19 protein-coding genes and 2 pseudogenes are annotated in these 20,221 nt (G+C 57.7%); 11 read left to right on the top strand and 10 right to left on the bottom strand.

Annotation, left to right across the window (positions count from 1 at the left end; translation table 11 throughout):
* Positions 1-442, bottom strand: a pseudogene (locus NW838_RS02895) (RNA-guided endonuclease TnpB family protein); the annotation flags it as partial.
* A gap of 142 nt (positions 443-584) precedes the next feature.
* Here NW838_RS02895 and NW838_RS02890 point away from each other — a divergent pair.
* Entirely contained in the window at positions 585-3,164 is a 2,580-nt protein-coding gene (locus NW838_RS02890; RefSeq protein WP_414427471.1) for an ExeM/NucH family extracellular endonuclease, read from the top strand.
* Positions 3,165-3,441: 277 nt separating this feature from the next.
* Here NW838_RS02890 and cbiD read toward each other — a convergent pair whose 3' ends face one another.
* A complete protein-coding gene (cbiD, locus tag NW838_RS02885) occupies positions 3,442-4,548 on the bottom strand; it encodes a cobalt-precorrin-5B (C(1))-methyltransferase CbiD (protein ID WP_414357680.1) in 1,107 nt (368 codons plus the stop codon).
* 199 nt (positions 4,549-4,747) lie between these two features.
* Here cbiD and NW838_RS02880 point away from each other — a divergent pair, with 199 nt between their 5' ends.
* Positions 4,748-5,101 carry a hypothetical protein gene (locus NW838_RS02880; protein ID WP_414350209.1) on the top strand — a complete coding sequence of 118 codons (354 nt, stop codon included), beginning with the start codon at positions 4,748-4,750 and terminating at the stop codon, positions 5,099-5,101.
* Between the two features lie 38 nt (positions 5,102-5,139).
* Here NW838_RS02880 and def read toward each other — a convergent pair whose 3' ends face one another.
* From def to NW838_RS02860, 4 genes are all read right to left on the bottom strand, one after another.
* On the bottom strand, positions 5,140-5,730 hold the full coding sequence (gene def / locus NW838_RS02875; protein ID WP_414388951.1) for a peptide deformylase: 591 nt from the start codon (positions 5,728-5,730) through the stop codon (positions 5,140-5,142).
* Between the two features lie 142 nt (positions 5,731-5,872).
* Complete coding sequence (locus NW838_RS02870) at positions 5,873-6,187, bottom strand: DUF3593 domain-containing protein (protein ID WP_011434312.1); 315 nt, start codon at positions 6,185-6,187, stop codon at positions 5,873-5,875.
* Between the two features lie 3 nt (positions 6,188-6,190).
* Positions 6,191-6,517 carry a DUF2499 domain-containing protein gene (locus tag NW838_RS02865; protein ID WP_414341678.1) on the bottom strand — a complete coding sequence of 109 codons (327 nt, stop codon included), beginning with the start codon at positions 6,515-6,517 and terminating at the stop codon, positions 6,191-6,193.
* A complete protein-coding gene (locus NW838_RS02860; RefSeq protein WP_238376817.1) occupies positions 6,517-6,696 on the bottom strand; it encodes an NblA/ycf18 family protein in 180 nt (59 codons plus the stop codon). Before NW838_RS02860 ends, NW838_RS02865 begins: the two co-directional genes overlap by 1 nt.
* 116 nt (positions 6,697-6,812) lie before the next feature.
* On the opposite strand from NW838_RS02860, the gene NW838_RS02855 reads away from it, so the two are divergent.
* The 5 genes from NW838_RS02855 to NW838_RS02835 all read left to right on the top strand — a co-directional run bounded on the left by NW838_RS02855 (position 6,813) and on the right by NW838_RS02835 (position 10,168).
* Positions 6,813-7,001, top strand: a complete 189-nt coding sequence (locus NW838_RS02855) for a hypothetical protein (protein WP_414357677.1) — start codon at positions 6,813-6,815, stop codon at positions 6,999-7,001.
* Between the two features lie 69 nt (positions 7,002-7,070).
* A complete protein-coding gene (locus NW838_RS02850; RefSeq protein ID WP_011434316.1) occupies positions 7,071-7,322 on the top strand; it encodes an RNA recognition motif domain-containing protein in 252 nt (83 codons plus the stop codon).
* A gap of 123 nt (positions 7,323-7,445) precedes the next feature.
* Positions 7,446-8,750, top strand: a complete 1,305-nt coding sequence (locus tag NW838_RS02845) for a metallophosphoesterase family protein (protein WP_414357676.1) — start codon at positions 7,446-7,448, stop codon at positions 8,748-8,750.
* A 499-nt stretch (positions 8,751-9,249) separates the two neighbouring features.
* Positions 9,250-9,495, top strand: a complete 246-nt coding sequence (locus NW838_RS02840; protein WP_414357675.1) for a GlsB/YeaQ/YmgE family stress response membrane protein — start codon at positions 9,250-9,252, stop codon at positions 9,493-9,495.
* A 70-nt stretch (positions 9,496-9,565) separates the two neighbouring features.
* Positions 9,566-10,168: a hypothetical protein gene (locus tag NW838_RS02835; protein WP_414427470.1), complete on the top strand. Its 603-nt coding sequence runs from the start codon at positions 9,566-9,568 to the stop codon at positions 10,166-10,168.
* Between the two features lie 113 nt (positions 10,169-10,281).
* Here the strand turns inward: NW838_RS02835 and speA are convergent, their stop codons facing one another.
* Positions 10,282-12,204: a biosynthetic arginine decarboxylase gene (speA, locus tag NW838_RS02830; protein WP_414427469.1), complete on the bottom strand. Its 1,923-nt coding sequence runs from the start codon at positions 12,202-12,204 to the stop codon at positions 10,282-10,284.
* A gap of 447 nt (positions 12,205-12,651) precedes the next feature.
* Here speA and pstS point away from each other — a divergent pair, with 447 nt between their 5' ends.
* The 3 genes from pstS (at position 12,652) to NW838_RS02815 (ending at position 17,103) form a co-directional block, all read left to right on the top strand.
* Positions 12,652-13,752: a phosphate ABC transporter substrate-binding protein PstS gene (gene pstS, locus NW838_RS02825; RefSeq protein ID WP_414357672.1), complete on the top strand. Its 1,101-nt coding sequence runs from the start codon at positions 12,652-12,654 to the stop codon at positions 13,750-13,752.
* A gap of 290 nt (positions 13,753-14,042) precedes the next feature.
* Positions 14,043-15,935 (top strand): molecular chaperone DnaK, encoded by a 1,893-nt coding sequence (dnaK, locus tag NW838_RS02820; RefSeq protein ID WP_414329477.1) that lies wholly within the window; start codon positions 14,043-14,045, stop codon positions 15,933-15,935.
* Between the two features lie 208 nt (positions 15,936-16,143).
* Positions 16,144-17,103 carry a DnaJ C-terminal domain-containing protein gene (locus tag NW838_RS02815; RefSeq protein WP_414427468.1) on the top strand — a complete coding sequence of 320 codons (960 nt, stop codon included), beginning with the start codon at positions 16,144-16,146 and terminating at the stop codon, positions 17,101-17,103.
* Between the two features lie 130 nt (positions 17,104-17,233).
* Here the strand turns inward: NW838_RS02815 and NW838_RS02810 are convergent, their stop codons facing one another.
* Positions 17,234-18,058 (bottom strand): RNA methyltransferase, encoded by an 825-nt coding sequence (locus tag NW838_RS02810; protein WP_414427467.1) that lies wholly within the window; start codon positions 18,056-18,058, stop codon positions 17,234-17,236.
* Positions 18,059-18,068: 10 nt separating this feature from the next.
* Positions 18,069-19,262, bottom strand: coding sequence for an RNA-guided endonuclease InsQ/TnpB family protein (locus tag NW838_RS02805; protein WP_414357786.1), 1,194 nt, complete (start codon positions 19,260-19,262; stop codon positions 18,069-18,071).
* A gap of 34 nt (positions 19,263-19,296) precedes the next feature.
* Here NW838_RS02805 and tnpA point away from each other — a divergent pair.
* Positions 19,297-19,701: pseudogene (tnpA, locus tag NW838_RS02800) on the top strand (IS200/IS605 family transposase).
* Between the two features lie 60 nt (positions 19,702-19,761).
* On the opposite strand, the gene NW838_RS02795 reads toward tnpA, so the two are convergent.
* Positions 19,762-20,046, bottom strand: coding sequence for a YggT family protein (locus NW838_RS02795; RefSeq protein WP_414355918.1), 285 nt, complete (start codon positions 20,044-20,046; stop codon positions 19,762-19,764).
* Positions 20,047-20,221: the final 175 nt, after the last annotated feature.

Here is a 20,221-nt window from a genome sequence, read left to right as displayed (position 1 = left end):
GGACTAGGGTGGCCGATTTGGGGTTAGAGCCAGCCAGCATTCCCCTCTGGTAGTTGCCAATGGCTAGCTCAAAGCGTTCTCTTCCATCAACCGTGGCAAGCGACACTGTCCAGTCTTTCTCGCGAAACGAGAAGATACGTGCATCGTAGGTAACGAACCTACGCTTGAACTCTTTAACTGGACGGTTGCGCTGTCTCGCCACTTTGCGAGCGCCTGCCACCCGTCTGCAGACCTGCTGGGCCAGATTACTGGACAAGCCAAACCGAGCGCGAATCTGGTAATAGCAAAGGGATTGGAGTTTGACTGCGTTGACTACTTTTTCTGGTGTGTTTTGGTTGACCCAGTTCAACGCCTGCACAAAGGCATCCATTGTCGCATCCAACTTTGCGGCTTGCGACTGGGACACCTTGAGCTTGCAGGAGACGGTCAGGACTTGGGTCATGGTTCTATCATAACTTCCGCATTCCTCCCGACACTGACCCTACGGGTACAGTGCGGGGCTCCTGCGATTTCTAGCTGAAGATGGTATCCATACAGACGGTAAAAATACGGGATCCTTTGAAGTTTCGGGAGGAGTGAAGCAGATGTGGTCTAGGGTTACTTCGCGTCGTGTTGCCCAATCAATTGCGGTGCTAGTTTTTGGTTTGGTGCTTTTGGTTTCTCTGCAAGGGTGCGGCTCCAGAAGAACTCTTTTGCCAATACTTACACCTGTGCCCACACCGACCCCGACTTCAACACCCACAGCCACGCCAACACCGACGCCCACACCGACCCCGACTTCAACACCCACAGCCACGCCAACACCGACGCCCACGCCGGGAGGCTGTGATCCCAACGCCAACCTGATCCCAGTTGGCACTGTCCAGGGCACTGGCTTCACTTCCCCCCTGGTGAACCAAACAGTCACGGTTTCTGGAATCGTAGTAGGAGACTTTGAAAATGAGGGGGTGGCTGGCCAAACCTATCTCCAGGGCTACTACCTACAAGATGATGGTGACGGGAATCCCGCCACATCAGATGGCATCTTCGTTTTCAGTGGCACAGCTAATAACGTCAGGCTTGGGGATAGGGTTCAGGTGACCGGAACGGTTGCTGAGTTCCGCCAGCAAACCCAGCTCTCCAACGTCACCAGCTTTACTGTCTGTAGCTCTGACAATCCGTTGCCGGCCCCAGTGCAGATCTCTCTACCGCTGACTGCGGAGCAAAGGGAAGCTCTGGAAGGAATGCTGGTCACATTTGGAAATCAGCCCCTGTTTGTAACCGACTCCTTCTTGCTGGGACGCCACGGGGAGCTGAGTGTGGCCACAGAGCGGTTGTTCACTCCTACGCAAATTGCGGCTCCCAGCCAGGCAGCTGCCATTCAAGCGGAAAACGACCGAAAGCGGATTCGCATTGATGACCGGCTGCTCACCCAAAACCCAGATCCGGTTATCTACCCCACTCCGGGTGACCTGAGCGCGGCTAACACTGTGCGCGGCGGCGATCGCGTCAGCAACATCACCGGGATCATGACCCAGTTGCGAGGCCGGAATGTCAGTGGCGATGTGGATGCGACCATCGACTACCGTATCCACCCCAATGATCCCAACAACTTGCCCAGGTTTACAGCCACCAACCCTCGCCCGCAAAACCCACCCTCAGTAGGGGGCTCCCTGAGGGTAGCTAGCTTTAACCTGTTCAACTACTTCAACACCTTCGGCAACGCCTGCTTCCCCAATAACTCCTCCTGTCGGGGAGCCAGCAACGCCACCGAGTTCACCCGCCAGCGGGATAAGCTCATCGAGGCTATTCGCCGCATGGATGCCGATATCGTAGGCCTCAACGAGTTAGAAAACGATGGATACGGTTCGAATAGTTCCATTCAGGATTTGGTGAACGGGCTCAACCAGGTCATGGGGGCAGGAACCTACGCCTTTGTGAATGTTGGAGTGCCCAACCTGGGCGGCGATGCCATCACCAACGGCTTTATCTACAAGCCAGCTACGGTTGAAATTGCCCCCGGCACTAACCCGGCCTTCCTGGACACAGGGGAATTCACCCAAGGCCCCGGACGCTTCCATCGTCCTCCTCTGGCTGTAACCTTCCGGCAGCGGAGCAACAACGCCACCTTCACTGTTGTGGTCAACCACTTCAAGTCCAAGGGTTCTCCCTGCGATCCTATTGACAACGATCCCTTCCAAGGCAATTGCAACGGCAACCGCACCCGGGCCGCTCAGCAACTCTTGAGCTGGCTCGCCACCAATCCAACTGGCTCCACCGATCCGGATGTGTTGATTATGGGGGATCTCAACTCCTACGCTATGGAGGATCCGATCAAAACTCTGGAGGCGGGCGGGTTCATCAACCTCAATGGCTCCAACAGCTACTCCTTTAGCTTCCAAGGACAGTGGGGATCTCTGGATCATGCCCTGGCCAACAGCAGTCTGAGACCCCAAGTTACAGGCTCAGCTAAGTGGCACATCAACGCTGATGAGCCCGTGAGCTTGGACTACACCCTGAGCTTCAAGAGTCCCTCTCAGCAGAGCCTCTTCTACGCCAGCGATCCCTTCCGCTCTTCCGACCACGATCCGGTGCTCGTTGGCTTGAACCTGACTCCGGCCCCAACACCGACGCCGACGCCCACACCGACACCAACTCCTCCTTCCGTTAACCTGCCTTTGACTGAAGGCTTTGATAACTGCAACCCTGCTCCAGCCGGCTGGCAGATTGTGGATGTGGACGGCGACACCAGTCGTTCCTGGCGTTGTGTCAACTCCCTTGCCGAGGCCAACGCTTTCAACGGTCAGCAACCGGGTAATGACTGGCTGATCACTCCTCCTCTGAACCTGGCTTCCGTCAGCAACCCAGTTCTGACCTTCCGCAATCAGAGTTCTTTTAGCGATAACGGCCTTCCTCCTTCGCAACAACTAAGCGTTCTTTACTCCACCAACTACAGCGGTGCAGGCACTCCAGCGGCAGTGAATGCAGCCACTTGGACTGCTCTGACGATTCCCACTCTCTCTACGGGCTCTACGGGCAGCTTCGTCGACTCCGGCCCGATTTCTCTGGCTGGGATCCAGCCTTCCAACCGTGTTTACATTGCCTTCCGCTATCGCTCTTCTGGTACAGCTTCCGGCTCGGCCACTCGCTGGCGGGTGGATAGTGTCAACATCTCCGGGAACTAGGTGTGGGATCCCAGTGCCAACCTGAGTCTGATTGGCAGTGGCTGGGAAAGTGGATCTGCTTCCTCAGCCGTAACGCTCTCCTATGTGGTCTTGGCCGGGATCCACCGTTGCTCAGCGGGTTTCGAGCAGAGGGATTGACTTTTGGAGCACGGACTAAAGGGAGAGGAGCCGGGGGTGGTTGCCTTTGGCGGCACGGAGCGCTTAAGACACTTCGGGAGAAAAATGGTTGAGGATCCGGGGGGATTGCAATGTCCTCGTCTCAATCGAAATGACCTCATTATGGGATCCCAGCCTGGGCGCAGATGTGCCCCTGTCGGTCGAACAACGTCACCCGCAAGGGCAGGGATCGGCTGGCGTATTTCTGCACATAGCCTGCGGCTCGCTCCAGGATTTGACGGGCCAACTCCTGCATCACGGGTGCTGCCCAGCCAAGGCCATCCAGATAGTGCACCGCTGCCTCTACTGTCCGCAACTCCAGCACTTGCCGTGCCTGTTCTGCCGTTCCCCCACGCCGGATCAGGGCTGCCGCCAGAATTTCCAAGCGGGCATCGGCCACGTGGCTAGAGGTGGTGAAGATCCCCCCTGCCAGCTTGATCAGCTTGCCGTGGTAGCCGATCAAATGAATGGACTCCGCCCCCCGCAGCGCCGCTTCCACCAGCAACGGCCCTATCCAATTGGCTACTCGCAGGATCTGGTCTTCCGGGATCCCTTGCCCCAGCGCCACCTGCTGCCCATGGCTGCCCACGCAAAAGATCAAATGCTTGTGCCGCTCCAACTTTTGTTGCAGCTCTTGGCGGGCTTGCTCTAAGCTCTCAACACTTGAGGAAGGCTCCACCTCCGCCCGCGTTCCCAACAGGGCCAGCCCTTCCAGCACCCCAAAAGCGGCATTGGAGGTGCGCTCCGCCAGGAGCTTTCCTTCCGGCAAAATGATGCGCACCCGCAGGCGGCAGCCCTCTGGGATCCCGGGCAAAAGATTGATCTCAAACAAACGGCGGGCATAGGCATAAATGGCCGGGCTGCCATCGGTGCGTCGCCCCAGCCCTTCCCCGGCTTCCAAGATCAAGGGGGGATCCTCGGGATCCCTCTCCTCCAACCTCACCCAAGCCCAGACCGGTGTGTCGCGGGTGAGATCCAGGTGGGGGCCGGGATCCGAGCGGGTAATGGCCAGAGCTGTTGTCTTCTCCAAGGCAGCTACCTGCTCCACCGGGATGTGGATCCGAGCCTCAGGGGACTGGGGCTCAGCCTGCACCGCAATCGCCAAGCGCCCCCCTTCCTTCTCCAAAGGGATCCCCAGAAGGTGGTGAAGAGCAGCTCTGGCCGAAGCAACGGCGAAAACCGGCAAGGTATAGCCCCGCGGTCGGGATCCCTGAACAGCATCCTGCATCTGCACAGCTTTTTGCTTCGGAAATGGATGACCGGAAAACCAAAATCTCCGGAAAATGCACACCTCAATTGTGGCTTGTGAGAGAACCCAGGAGTTTCGGGGAACACCTCCCGGAAGCAATCGTTAAATGATCTGGGGGAAGAAGAGGGGATCCGAAATTTGCCTTTTTCAATGAAGGTAGTCGAAAACTGGGGCAGCTATGAGCGAAGCAGTGCAGCACTACCTTGAGCGTCTGGAGTCGCAAATACAGGAGCTAAAAGCTGCCATCGAGCGGATGCCCGAGCAGGTGGTGGCTGTTCTCCTGGCTACCCAGGAAGCCAAAAAAAACACCCCCGCCCCCTCCCGTTACAGCGTTCTAATCTCAGACTTGGTGGAAGATGGCAGCCACAACTTCCTGCTGGATGATGAACCCACCGTGGTGAGCAACCGCAGCATGGGGCATGAGCTGGCCCCCGAAGCCCAAATACAGCGCCTGAGTGCCCAGTTAACCGCTGCCTACAACCGCATTGCCGCTCTGGAAGAGCAGCTCTTGGCCCAGCGCTTGCAACACTAAACCAAACCGACAGTCGTCCGGACTAGTCTGGAAAGGCTTCAACGGGGAACAGCAGAGGGCTTGCCTTTGCGTTGCACATCCTGCATCTGGAAGCCGTGTTTGCGCAGCTCTTGATCCAGCACCAGCTCGTTTTCCACGTGATCCACAAACAACACGCCGTTGAGGTGGTCGATTTCGTGCTGGATCACCCGCGCCAGCAAATCGTCCGCTCGAAGGGTGCGGGGCCGCCCCGTTTCATCCTTAAACGAAACCACAATCCCTTCTGGGCGCACGACCTCGCAAAACACCCCCGGAATGCTTAGACAACCCTCCTGCCCGGCAACGGCCTCGCCAATGTACTCCCGGATCTCCGGGTTGATCAGCACCAGCGGTGGCACCTCCGGCTTATCGGGATAAAGATCCACCACAATCATGCGCTTGGGAATGCCAACCTGCGGAGCCGCCAGACCAATCCCATCAAAGCTGTACATGGTCTGCAGCATGTCCCGGGCAAGCTGGCGGATCTCGTCGTTGACCTGGCTGATGCGCTTGGCCGGCTGCCGCAGCACCTTGTCCCCCATGCGATAAATGCGCAGGGGCGGATGCTTCAGCTTCACTTTGGGAACGGCAACAGAAAGGGTAGCCACCATCTGGCAGATCTCACAGAATAACAGCAGGTATCAGGCCTGGATCCCTATTCTACATTCAGTCCCAGTTGCGCCGAAACCACTGTTGCCTAACTCTCTTCTCCTTTTTGATTTTGAAGAGGAGGTAGGGACCTGTTTGGGATGATCATGGCTCAGGGTTGCCGTCGCCAGCCTCTGGAAGTCGTTGGGCCTGTTGGTCAATTCCCTGCTTAAAGCCCAAGGCCACCAAAATATTGGAGAGGGTGAGAAAAGCCTCTGCCCCTCCATGCAAGGGATCCACATTGGCCAGGGAAGTGCCGTAGTGCATCTGAGCGTACAGCCCTGCCGGGATGCTGACGGCCACAAAAAGCAACAACAGCCAAAATCCAACCAAAGCCAAACGTGGGATCCGGCGCAGCCGCGACAGGAAGAATAAAAAGACCAAGTAAGGGAACAGAGAGAGGGCAAATAAACTGTTCATCGCCTAGTCGGGATCCCCCTTCTGTGCAGGCTCATCCACCCTTTCAGCCCGCCAAATGCGGTAAGCAGCCCAAGCCAAGGTGCAGTTGCCCAGCAAGGTGAAGCTGGCCTGTGCAGTGACCACCCAGTCCAACTTGGGGTCGTTGTCAAACCAGTGCCAGGTGATTGCGCACATTGCCCCCGACAAAGCGGGCAGCATCGCCCAGCTCAAACTTCGCCATTCGGGCTGGCCCACCCGCTCCCCAAATTGCCACACGAGCACAATAGCAGCGATCCACTCCAAGACGCTGGCAATGTGAATCCACCAGGTGGGAAGCGAAAGGGCGTGCATCAGGCGCTGAGGGAATGACGCAGCAGTTGGCGGTAAGTGGCCTCCTGCAACAGCATTTGCTTGTGCAGTTTGACCAAAATGTCTTTGGCCTGCTCGGGGCTCATGCGAGAAACCAAGGTCTCGAAAGCCCGCTGGCGAAATTGCTGCTCCAAAGAGAGCTCTAGCGTTTCATCCATCATTATCACCTCAGGGTGCTCAGGTAGAGAGGTCTGCAAAGAGTTCCAACAGCGCAGATCTGGCCAGGTAGTGCAAGCAGGATAATACATATCTTAACAAATCGCAACAACGTGACAAGATGCCGGATCTCGACGTGCCGGAAGGGAGCTTGGCCGAGGCGAGGGCAGAGAACCTCAACCCAGTGGCAGAAAAAGTACAGGCCCGTCAAGTTGGACAAAGGTGCATTTTGGATGGGGAAGGGGGAAGATTTTCCGGCAGGGATCCCTTTACATCCCGTCATGTTCGGCGATTCGGCAGGGCTCCATGATAGAAGTGAAGTACTCTGGAGCTTTGTTGCCACCCTTGCTGATTGGTGACTTACTTTGCTTGAATTGCTATGACCATTTTTGTGGGGAACCTAAACTATAAAGCCTCAACAGAAGAACTGAAAGCTTTCTTCCAGCAGAGGTGGAACGTTAAGTCGGTTACAATCCCGATAGACCGAGAAACCGGGCAGACACGAGGCTTCGCGTTTGTGGATCTGGCAACCGAGGCCGAGGAAGATGAAGCTATTGAGAGCGCGAACGGGCAAGAATTCATGGGTCGGCCTTTGCGTTTGGATCGAGCCAGGCCCCGCCGCCAAGCCTAAGCAAAGATTGTTCAACCCTGGGTTTGCCATTCTGGACAACCAAAGGACTCCGTCCCGCTAACGCGAACGGCAAGGTTTATCCCAACAGATGGGAGAGCTGCAAAGTCTCCAAGAGCGCCCAAGATGGTAAGGTTGCTACATCTTTCCGACATTCATCTGGGCAGTGGTCTTGCCTACGGCCACATTAACCCAGCTACCGGCCTGAATACCCGTTTGGAAGATTTTGTAGCTTCTTTGCGCTTGTGCATTGACCATGCTCTCAACCAAGCGGTGGATCTGGTGTTGTTTGGGGGCGATGCTTTCCCCGATGCGACACCCCCCCCTCTCCATCAAGAGCTTTTTGCCCAGCAGTTTCGCCGCTTGGCCGATGCTGGGATCCCAACCGTCCTGTTGGTGGGCAACCACGATCAGTACGGGCAGGGACAGGGAGGCAACAGCCTGGCTATCTACCGCGCTTTGGGGGTCTCAGGCTTTATTGTGGGGGACAGACTGGAAACTCATCGGATCGAAACTCGCGGTGGCCCGGTGCAGGTGACCACTTTACCTTGGCTGAGTCGCTCTGCTCTACTCGCCCAACAGGAAAGCTTGGCGCTTGAAGGGGAAATCCTCGCGCATCAGCTCCTGCAGCGCCTCCGCCTAGCCCTAGAAGGGGAGATCCGCACCCTGCAGCCAGGGATCCCGGCGATTTTGTTGGCTCACGTCATGGTGGAGACAGCCCGCTACGGAGCAGAACGCCATCTTTCGGTGGGCAGAGGATTTACGGTGCCCCTTTCGCTGCTGGCTCGACCTGCCTACCAATATGTTGCCTTGGGGCATGTCCACCGTCACCAGGTGCTGTGTCGGGATCCCTTGATGCTCTATCCCGGCAGCATTGAGCGGGTGGATTTTGGCGAAGAAAAAGAGGAAAAAGGCTGTGTGCTGGTGGAAGTCACCCCTACGGGGGCCAGCTATGAATTTTTGCCCCTGCCAACCCGTACCTTTCACACCATTCGCCTGGATCTGAGCGCAGATCCACCCCAGCAGGCGCAGTCCAAGCTGCTGGCCGCCATCGCCAAGGCCCCCGTGGCCGGCTCCATCCTGCGGTTGATCTACCGCATACGCCCCGACCAGCTAGACTGCATTGATGAGCGGGCTTTGCACAACGCTCTTGCCCCTGCTTTTAGCTACACCATCGCCCCAGAAGTGGTCAGCCCCAGCCGTATCCGTTTGCCGGGCTTGGATCCCAACCGACTTGAGCCCCTGACGGCTCTGGAGCAGTATTTGGCCAACCGCAGCGATCTGGCCCCCTTGCACAACGATTTGCTGGCCGCCGCCCGTCAGTTGTTGGAGGAATATGCGGATCCCTTGCAGGACTGGGATCCCAACTGGGAGGAGCCGGGAGCTTCAAGCCCTGCCTCAGCAGAAGAGGAGCAGTTGCCTTTGTTTTGAGATGCTCCCTTTGTCGCCTCAGGGTTCGTAGGGGTGGGGATTGGGGATCCCTGTACGAAGAAATCAGGACAGGAGTGCTCGCCAAAGCTGCGGGCTCCTCAAGTTTCAAGTGATCTGAATCACTTCGAAATGGCAAAAAGCAACACAAACTGGGAATCGGGTTGAAGACGTTGGCAACGACGGCATCAGCTCACTCACAGGGAACTGACTCAGACTGGTAGACCTCACACTGCCAGTCTTTTTTTGTTTAGGGCCTGGGGGCTGTGAAGTCGCAGCGAGCGGGGGATCCCTTTCATAATCATTCACAAGATTCTTATCTTTATCTCCATAGAGGTCTGTTATCAAAAGACAAATAACCATCTGTTCTCGGCAAAGGCTACCAATTTGGTAAGTAGCCGTCAAGTGTGCCGAGTGTATAGAAGGTTGGTTCTTGGAGCATTTATTTTCTTGCAACAAGGGGTAATCTGTAGGAACGGCATACCTTGAGGAAGTAGGTTCTATGAACAGCATACTTTGGTTTCTCCTAATCGGAGCCCTAGCAGGTTGGCTGGCAGGAAATATCCGACGCGGCTATGGCTTTGGCTTGATAGGCAACATAATTGTTGGTGTTTGCGGGGCATTTTTTGGAGGATTCCTCTTCGATTTACTTGGCCTGTCGGCTACGGGCCTGTTGGGAAGCTTGTTGATGGCCACGATTGGGGCTTTGGTTTTGTTGGCGTTAATTAGCTTTGTTCGTCGGGCTTGATCTTTAAGATGGCCCGCAAGGGCTTGTGTTTCCGTTGGGATCTTGATCGAACATTTACCGGAGAATTTTTATGAGCATTCGTGTTCTTTCGGCAGCGATGATTGGCTTAGCCATCCCCAGCTTGGGTCTGTTGACAATGCCATCTGCTTCTGCCCAGCACTTGTTTGATTTGGGAGTGCGCCAACTGCAGCCGGGCACCATCATTCCCGTCCAGAGCTTCAAGGGAGAAGAGCCCCAGTACTTCAGTCCCAACAGCACCCACCCACTTACCCTGCGGGTAGCCCAGGACATCTACAACGGCAGCGGCCAATTGGCGATTCCAGCAGGCAGCGAGGTGCGAGGCAGCTTGCGACCGACTCAGGGAGGGGCCAGGTTCTTCGGCACGGCTTTGATTGTCAATGGGCGACTTTACTCGGTACAGATGTCTTCTGATTTGATCCACGACGACAAAGACCCGCGCCACTATTCTGCCGAAGCGATTGCTCAAGATGCAGCCATTGGTGCTGTGGGGGGTACGGTGCTGGGCTTGCTCACAGGAGGCGTTTCTGCCTTAGGGGTCATTGGCGGAGCCGGAGCCGGAGTGGCGGTGGGCAATATCACAGCACCTCAAGTCGTGGTGTTGCGCCCTAACCAAACGATTAACTTGGCTTTGGACAGTCCGGTGCGTCTGTGATCGACAAATTTTTGATCTGGTTTTGATTTGGTTTGATCTGGAAGCAAAAAGGATCCCGGTTTTAGGCCGGGATCCCTGTTTGGTTTTAGGGATTTTTTCGAGGAACACCACCTTCAGTGCAAGTAGGTGTAGGCCCGCAGATTGTCTTCAAAGTGCCGTTGCAAGGCGCGGGCCTGGGATAGGCTGATCTGCCCCCGTTGTAGGGCGGCTTCGGTGGCGTGGTGGAGGGTCTCCACCAGATCTTCGCTGTTGTACTGCACCCAGCTCAGCACTTCGCCAATGGTGTCCCCCTTGATGACTTGGGAAACGTGGTAGCCGCCGGGGCGGGAGCGGATATGCACCGCGTTGGTATCGCCAAACAGGTTGTGCAGATCTCCGAGAATCTCCTGGTAAGCGCCCCCCAGAAACACCCCCAGCAGGTAGGGATGTCCGTTGGGGTCGTGCAGCGGCAAGACCGAGGTGATCTGCCCATCTTCGCCGAAGAAGCGGTTGATCTTGCCGTCGCTGTCGCAGGTCAGATCCGCCAGGGTGGCCCATTGGCGTGGCTCCTCATCCAGACGATGAATCGGCATGATGGGGAAGACCTGGTCGATGGCCCAGCTATCCGGCAGGGATTGGAATAGAGAGAAATTGCCGTAGTAGATGCTGGCCAGCATCTCGTCCAGATCCAAGAGATCCACCGCCACCGGATGCCCCGCTTGGTGCTGCTCGTAGGCCAAGGTGCAGATCTTGTCGGAGCAGTTCCAGAACAGCCGCTCCACTTCAGCTCGCTCCTGCAAGCTGAGGGATCCCTCGGTGAACTGACGCAGAGCAGCCTCCTTCAGCTCCTGACAACGGCGGTAATTGACCACCAGAGTATCGGGCTGGATTTGGTAGTAAAGCTGGTTTAGCTTCTGGATCACCTCCGCATCGGAAGTGAGCTGGGTGGGCATCGGGTAGGGGCTGGCAGCGTTGACATCTTGCACGTCAAACACCAGCACCGACTGGTGGGACATCAGGGCGCGTCCGCTTTCGGTCACCAGTACCGGCGGCTGGATCCCGTGGGGTTCTAGGGCGGTGAGCACGGTCTGCACCACGGTGGCGGCGTAGTCCTCCATGCTGTAGCTCTGGGAAAAAGGATTGGGGGACTGGGATCCGTCGTAATCAACCCCCAAGCCGCCGCCGATATCCAGGTAGCCCATGGGGGCCCCCAGCTTGGTGAGTTCGATGTAGATTTGGCTGGCTTCCCGCACGGCTCGTCCATGCACGCTCACCATCGAGATCTGGGAGCCGATGTGGTAGTGCAACAGGCGTAGACAATGCAGCTTGCCCGCTTCCCGCAGCCGTTCCACCACTTGCAAAATCTCGGTGGCCGTGAGGCCGAACTTAGCCCGATCCCCAGCCGAGGTGCCCCAGCGCCCGCTCCCTTGGGCCGAGAGTTTGGCCCGCACCCCCAAGATGGGGTCGATGCCCAGTTGGTCGGCAGCCTGCAGCACCAGCTCCAGCTCTTGCAGCCGCTCCAAAACGATGATCGGGGTGCGCCCCAGCCGCTGGGCCAAGAGAGCCGTCTCCATAAAATCCCGGTCTTTGTAGCCGTTGCAGATCAGCAAAGCCCCGGGAGTATCCAGCAAAGCTAGGGCAATCAACAGCTCCGGCTTGGATCCCGCCTCCAGGCCAAAGTGGTAGGCGCGACCGTGCTTCACCACTTCCTCCACCAGGTGGCGCTGCTGGTTCACCTTAACGGGGTAAACCCCCCGATAGACGTTGGGGTAGCCAAAGCGCTGGATGGCCTGCTGAAAGCTCTCGCAAATCCGCCGCATGCGGTCGGCCACGATCTCGGGAAAGCGAATCAAGAGGGGCAACTGCAGGCCCCGCGCCACCAGATCCATCACCAAGTGGTACAGGTCAATGCCCGGTTCCTGCTGCTGTAAGCCCTGTGGGGTCACCTCCACATGACCGGCGGCGTTGATACGGAAGTAGGGATCCCCCCAACCTGAGATGCGATAGAGCTTTTCGCTGTCTCGCAGTGTCCAGGGAGAACGAGTCAAAGTCGGCATAGTAGTCCCCCAGATACCGAGATGTGAACAGCGCAGGATTTCTGCACAGAATCCACAATATATTGCCCTATTCCAGAATATGTCAAGGTTTTTCCAATGCGGGGGGACTCAGGCCCAAAAACCGCTAAGCCTTGCCAGACAAGGGTTTAGCTTGAGGATCTCTATTCAACTGCCGCAGAAGTCATCTCGCTCAATCTCTTGTTTGCGCTGTTTTTCTTTGTTTTTCTCTTGAATTCTCCATTTTCTGTCTTTCCTTTCTGGACTTGGGTTGGATCCTGAGTTTTGCTGGGAAGCGTAGCGAGGAATACGGGGATGGCGCAGAGGGAAAGACAGCCACCTGGGGAAAGTGGGCCACGCACGGGATCCCAAGAGCTCTCGCCGGCAACCCTTGACAGGGCCCCGTGGGCAAGACAAGGATCGGGGCGGTGACCTCGGAGAACCTGAACCATGGCTCAACTGCCCCGCTTCCGTCGCCGAGAAGTGTTGCTTTCTTTATTGGCCACCGGCGCTACCTTGAGCGCCTGCCAAAGGGGATCCCGTTCTGACCAACCCAGGGGCAGGGATCCCGTTCCTGCCTCCGGCAGCCAGTCCTCCGACAAAGTTTTGCTGATCAACGGGGCCGGGTCCACCTTTCCGGCTCCTCTTTACTTGCGCTGGTTTTCCGATTACCGCCAGGTGGATCCCAAGGTGGAGATCAATTTCCAACCGGTGGGCAGCGCCGCTGGGATCCGGCAATTTATTGACCAGACAGTGGACTTTGCCGCCAGTGATGTGGCCATGACCGATGCCGAGATCGCCGAGGTGAAGCGGGGTGTGGTCATGATCCCGATGACCGCAGGCAGCATTGCCGTAGGCTACAACCTGCCGGGGATCCCTTCTGGACTCAAGCTGTCTCGACCCGTTTTGGTGAAGATCTTTCGCGGCCAAATCGACCAGTGGCGGGATCCGGAGATCCTGGCCCTGAACCCGGAGCTAACCATTCCCGATCTGCCCATCACCGTCTGCTACCGCTCCGATGGCAGCGGCACCACCGATACCTTTACCCGCCACCTGGCGGCCATCGATCCGGCTTGGGCCTCGGAAGTCGGTGCTGGCATGTCGCTGGAGTGGCCGGTGGGCATTGGGGTGAAAGGCAACGAGGGCATGAGCGCCCAAATGCTTCTCAGCGAAGGGGTGATCGGCTACGTGGAGTCGGTCTATGCCCGCGAGCTGGATCTGTCGGTGGCAGCTCTGGAGAACCGCCGCGGCGAGTTCATTCTCCCCTCCCCGGAAGCCTCGGCCCTGGCCTTGAGCGAAATTGAGCTGCCGGAAAACCTGCGGGCTTTTGTGCCGGATCCCGCTGGCCCTGGAGCGTATCCCATCGTCACCTACACCTGGATCCTGACCTACCGCCGGTACTCGGATCCCGCCATGGCCGCCGCCCTGCAAGCTGTGCTCCGCTGGGCCCTTACCGAAGGACAAGCCCTGGCCGAGGAGATGGGCTACCTGCCCCTGGCCGCAACCGTTGTGAACCGCGGCCTGGAGGCGCTGCAGCTTATCCAGAGCTAGCCTGGCAGCAGTCCCCCAAGAGTTGCCAATAGCTGCCAACCCAGGCCATACCCCAAGCGGCACCGAAAGCAAGGCTGCTGCAGGTACGGAGATCCGTAACCGGTCTGCCCTTCAGCCCCGAGAAATGGGCGGCATTCTCGCCCTGGCCTCGCCAACCAGCTGGTTAGGATCGACCCAGGAAGTGACCAAGCATCTGCCGGATTTTCACAGATTGGCTGCCCAAGCTACTTCACACAGGCTGGCGGCGGTAACCGAAGCAATGTACTCAAGAAGAGGAGAATAAGGAGCCGATGGGAAAAGTTGTAGGAATTGACCTGGGCACAACCAACTCGGTTGTCGCCGTAATGGAGGGGGGTGTCCCCACCGTCATCGCCAATGCTGAGGGTACTCGCACCACACCCTCGGTGGTCGCCTTCACCAAAGATGGAGAGCGCCTGGTGGGCCAAATGGCCCGCCGCCAAGCGGTGCTCAACCCGGAAAACACGTTTTACTCGGTTAAGCGGTTCATCGGTCGTAGGTACGATGAGCTGAATGCCGATTCCAAGCGGGTCTCCTACCAGGTGCGGCGGGACGAGCGGGGCAATGTCAAACTGTACGCACCCCGCCTGAACAAGGAATTTGCGCCGGAAGAGATTTCGGCCATGGTGCTGCGCAAGCTAGCGGATGATGCCAGCCGCTACCTGGGCCAGCCGGTCACCCAAGCGGTGATCACGGTTCCTGCTTACTTTAATGACTCGCAGCGGCAGGCCACCAAAGATGCGGGCCGCATTGCCGGTTTGGAAGTGCTGCGCATCATCAACGAGCCGACAGCAGCCTCTTTGGCCTACGGCTTGGACAAGCGCAACAACGAGACCATCCTCGTCTTCGACCTGGGCGGCGGCACCTTCGACGTGTCCATCCTGGAAGTGGGGGATGGTGTTTTCGAGGTGAAATCCACCAGCGGCGATACGCAGTTGGGCGGCGATGACTTCGACAAGAAGATCGTCGATTGGATGGCCGAGCAGTTTAAGCAAATGGAAGGGATCGACCTGCGGCAAGACCGGCAGGCGCTGCAACGGCTAACGGAAGCTGCGGAAAAAGCCAAGATCGAGCTGTCCAGCGTTTCCGAAACCACCATCAACCTGCCCTTCATCACTGCCACTGCCGATGGGCCCAAACACCTGGAGCTGAAGCTCTCCCGCGCTCAATTTGAACACCTCTGTGCCGACCTGCTGGAGCGCTGCAAGGGGCCGGTGGAACAAGCCCTGCGGGATGCCAAGCTCACCAAGGCCGACATCAACGAAGTGGTGCTGGTGGGGGGATCCACCCGCATTCCGGCGGTGCAGCGGCTGGTGAGGGAGCTGCTGGGCAAAGAACCCAACCAAAGTGTCAACCCCGATGAGGTGGTGGCGGTTGGGGCGGCCATCCAAGCGGGTGTGCTGGCGGGCGAAGTCAAAGACGTGCTGCTGCTGGATGTCACCCCCTTGTCCTTGGGGGTGGAAACCCTGGGCGGTGTGGCCACCAAGCTCATCCCGCGCAACACCACCATCCCCACCCGCAAGTCGGAGATCTTCTCCACTGCCGAAGATGGGCAGACCTCTGTGGAAATCCACGTGGTGCAAGGGGAGCGGGAGCTGGCCCGCGACAACAAATCTCTGGGCCGCTTCAAGCTGGACGGGATCCCGCCGGCCCCCCGCGGTGTGCCGCAGATCGAGGTCACCTTCGACATCGACGCCAATGGCATCCTCAAGGTGACGGCCAAAGACAAAGGCAGCGGCAAAGAGCAGAGCATCTCCATCACCGGCGCCTCTACTTTGGATAGCAAAGAGGTGGAGCGCATGATTGCTGAGGCAGAAAAATACGCTGCCGAAGACCGGGCCCGCCGGGAGAAAATTGAGCGCCGCAACAAGGCCGACTCGCTGGCCTACCAAGCCGAGCGGCAGTTGAAGGAGTTGGGCGACAAGATCTCCTCCAGCAAACGCAGCCAAATCGAGACTCTGGTGCGAGAACTGCGGGAGGCCATCCAGCGGGAGGACGACAGCGCCATCCAGAGCAAAGAGCGGGAGCTGCAAGAGGCTCTCTACGCCATGAGCAGCGAGCTGTATCAACAGCCGGGGGCCTCCTCTGGCCCCACTCCCGGCTCAGGGAAAACCTCCGGCGGCAGCGATGATGTGATCGATGCCGACTTCACCGAGAGCAAGTGACTGCTCAGGGATCCCTCCGTGGGCTGCGGGCCCAGGGCGGATCCCGCCCTTACTTGTAGCGCCGATAATGAGGAGGGACGGGATGGGCGATGGCGTCTAGCCCGCCTCCTCATTTTCTTCAGTAGGTCGGAGGGAAGGAGCCCTTGCCGGGGACGCCTAGCCTCGTGGTTTTCTGCCCACTCTCAGCGATTTGCCTGCGGACGCCTCCATGCAAAACTTTAAGGACTACTACAAGATTTTGGGGGTCAGCAAAACGGCCACTGCCGATGAGGTGAAACAAGCCTATCGGCGCCTAGCCCGCAAGTATCACCCAGATGTCAACCCCAACGACAAAGCGGCTGAAGAGAAATTCAAAGACATTAACGAAGCCTACGAAGTTCTCTCGGATCCCAGCAAGCGCAGGCAATACGACCAATTTGGCCAATACTATCAGCAGGGCGGGTTTCGCTCCAGCCGCGATGCCTACACCTACAGCAGCAGCCCCTTCAGCCAAGACTTTGGGGGGAGCGGATTTGGGGGGAGTGGCGTCGATTTCAGCCAATTTGATGATTTTCAAGACTTCATCGATCAACTGCTGGGCCGGGTGCGCAGCCAAACCACAGACCGCAGCAGCGGATTTTCGGGATCCAGCGGCAACACCAGTTACGATGCTGAGGCCACCATCCAGATCAGCATTCCAGAAGCTTTTGAGGGGGGCAAGCGTCGCCTGCGGGTGGGCGGGGATCGCGTGCTCGAGGTAAACATCCCGCCGGGAATTACGCCAGGGAAGCGGATTCGCCTGCGCGGCCAAGGCCACCCCAACCCCAACGGCGGTGCCGGTGATCTGTACCTTAAAATTGAGCTGAAAGACCACCCCTTCTATCGCCTAGAGGGATTCGACGTTTACTGCGATCTGCCCATCAGCCCCAGCGAAGCGGTTTTGGGCGCCCAGGTGGAGGTGCCCACCTTGGATGGGGTGGTGAAGCTGCGGATCCCACCTGGCATGCAGCCGGGGCGAAAGTTGCGGCTGGCGGAAAGGGGATTTCCCAAAGGCAACGGAGAACGGGGGGATTTTTACGTGGTGGTGCAGATCCATTTGCCCACCCAGATCTCCGAAGAAGAGCGAGAACTTTACGAAAGGCTGCAGCGGGTTCAATCCTACGATCCCCGCGCCACCCTTAAGCTCTAGCATTGATATTCTCCCACGGCCAAAGCCTCAAGATTCTTGACAAGCGCTCCGCGCCGCCTGAAAGCAGGAAGCCGCCCTTCTAGCTTGCTTCCGGTAGCGGTAGGGCGGGGCTGGAGGCCCAGCCTTGGGGTCAAGATGGGGTCCTGCTGGAATCTGGTTGCGTCGGCGGGACGGGAGCTGCATTTGCTTCCAGAGGTTCCTGACGAGAGCATCCCTGGCTCCATTGCAGTTGCCGCAGGATCCCGCGCAACAAGGCCACCTCGGCTACGGTCAGGCCGGCTCGCTGGAACAGGGCGCGAAACTTGAGCATTTTGCGGCGGGCTGTGTGGGGGCGCAGGTAGCCAATCTGCAGCAACAGCGCTTCCAGGTGAGCGAAAAAGCCTTGCAGCAGCTCGAAGGAGGCAAGCCTTTGCGGTGAGGGCACAGGAGGAGCGGGAGAAGGGCTCTCGCAGGCAAGGGTGTACAGCTCATAGCAACAAATGGCCACGGCTTGGGCCAAGTTCAAAGAGGGATAGGTCGCATCGGTGGGGATCTGGATCTGGTGATGGCAGAGGGCCAGCTCCTCGTTGCTCAAGCCGCGATCTTCGGGGCCAAACACGAGGGCAGCAGGGCCGGCGGCCAGCAGGGCAGGGAAGGCTTGGCGAGGAGACTGAATTTGCCATTCGGGTGGGTAGGTTTGGCTGCGTCCCGTTGTCCCGAAAACCTGCACACACCCTTGCAGGGCTTCGGGCAAGGTATGCACCTTCTGGGCTTGGTGGAGCAAGTCCGCCCCATGCACGGCTGCGGTGAGCGCCTCGGCATCCAGGGGATCACATTGGGGATCCACCAGCACCCATTGCCTGAGGCCCATGTTTTTCATGATGCGAGCAACAGCGCCCAAATTGCGTGGCCCAGCCGGCTGCACCAACACAAGCCGCACCTGCGCCAGTTGTTCAGGGCCAGAGTGGGTTGACATACTCCATGCCCTAAAGAGCAAGGATTCTTGACGCTTCACAGACCGATGCCAGCAAGCTGGTCTTACTAGGACTCCGTCCCGCTGGCGCGAACAGTCTCCACATCCGTTCTAGAGTCGGGCGCTCGCCTTGGCGGCGCGGAGCGCTTTGCCCCATCCCGACTTGCTCTATGCTTCGGGAAGCATTCCCATCCCGGTCGTGGACTGTGCCACAACCGTCGCAGACCACCACCCGAGTAGCTAGGTCAAGCTTGCCCCAATGCCAGCCACACTTCGAACAGTGCTGACTGGTTGCTGCCCAGCGGTCAATGACCCGCACTTCCCTGCCGTACTTGCCCCCTTTTGCCTCGCACAAAGCGCGAAACATCCCCCACCCTTGCCTGCTAATTGCCCTGGACAGTTTGCGGTTTTTCAACATCCCACTTACATTCAGGTCTTCCAAACAAACCACTTGGTTTTCGCTGATGAGCTTGGTAGACAGCTTGTGCAGGAAGTCCAACCGCAGGTCAGCAAGGCGACGGTGCAACTTGGCCATCCTCAGCCTTGTCCGCTCCCACCGCTTTGACCCTTGGACCCGTCTGGCCAATGGCTTTTGCAACTGAGCGATGCGCCGGTACAAAGGCTCATCGTTGGGGCTGTGGTACTGAGCTCTGTTACTTACAGCGGCAACGGTTTTGATGCCCAAATCCACCCCAACGCTGGGAGACTGAGCAGGAACACGCATAGGCTCCACCTCTACGACGAAGCTAACAAAGTACCGCTCCGCGCAGTCCTTGATTATGGTTACAGAGCTTGGTTGACTTGGCAGCGGACGGCTCCAGATAGGCTGGATAGTTCCTATCTTGGCGAGATGCACACGCTCCCCTTTCAGGGAAAAGCTATTGGCCACTAAAGTCAATGACTGCTTTGATTGTTTCTTCTTGAAGTGTGGAAAACCTCCTTTGTTCTCAAAAAAACGCCGGTACACTTGGTCTAAGTGCCTCAAGGATTGCTGTAGGGCAACACTGGATACCTCCTTGAGCCATGCCACTGATTGCTTTAACCCTGTCAGCCGCTTTGACAAAGCGTTGTACCCTGGATACTTGCCAACGGCTTGGCAGTGGGCCAGGGCCTCGTTCCAGACAAACCTGACACAACCGAATACTTTGGCTAGGGCTTGCTTCTGTTGGTCTGTAGGGTAGAACCTATACCTATAGCGGGCTTGCATGGGTTGAAGTTAGGTTGGCGCGTCATCTTAGCATATGGGATTAAGGAGAGACCGCAACAGCGTTTCCAGCTTGCAAGCGCACTTGGTGTTTGTCACCCAATACAAACGCAGGATACTAAGGTTTGGACTTAATTGCGGCAGCATTTAAGAGCGTTGCCCAATCGATGGATTTTGGGATTTTAGAGTTTAACGGTGGAGCAGACCATGTTCATCTTTTGATTTTCTACCCACCTAAGTGGTCTTTTTCCAGATGGTTAACGCCCTCAAGGGAGTCTCCAGCCGCAGGTACGGGCAGGCTAAGTTTCCCAAGCCCTACGGCAAAACCGCCTTGTGGAGTCCTAGCTACTTTGCATCAGGTGTGGGTGGTGCTCCCCTGCAAGTCTTAGTTGCCTACATTCAAAACCAAGAAGAGCCGCCCTGTCGCGTCAGCGGGCCCTAGGCCTTAAGGGCGGGGTTTTAGACCCAGTTTTCTGATAAAAGACTGTTAACACAAACGCTCTCAGTGCAGAGCCATCGTCAGCAGCCCCTGCTGCCCCAGCAACACCTCCCGCAACAGGGTAACCAGGCCCACCCAAACCACAGGGGCCATGTCCACACCTCCCAGCGGCGGGATCAGGCGGCGGGTCGGGCGTAACAGAAACTCCGTCAGGCCGACCACCAGCGAGTAGGGCAACCGGGAAGTATCCAGTTGTGGATACCACGACAGAAAGATGCGCAGCACAAACAAGATGGTGTAAAGCGCCAGCAGCGGGCCAAGCACCCAGGCAGTGAATATCGGCAGCATAGATTTTGCAGCAACCAGGCTTTAGGGAATACTCTGGATCCATTCTGCTCTGGCTGGGAGCAACCTGTCGGGATCCCGAAGATGCTCTGGGGAATGCAGACGCTCGGCCCGAGTCAACCCACAACTTTTTTGGACTTTAACTGCGTTCCCGAATATTCCCGAAAATAGCCTTGCC

Origin of the sequence: Synechococcus sp. R55.2 (genome assembly GCF_047462075.1) — a bacterium.
Taxonomy (GTDB): Bacteria; Cyanobacteriota; Cyanobacteriia; order Thermostichales; family Thermostichaceae; genus Thermostichus.
This window is presented reverse-complemented; position numbering and strand designations above follow the sequence as displayed.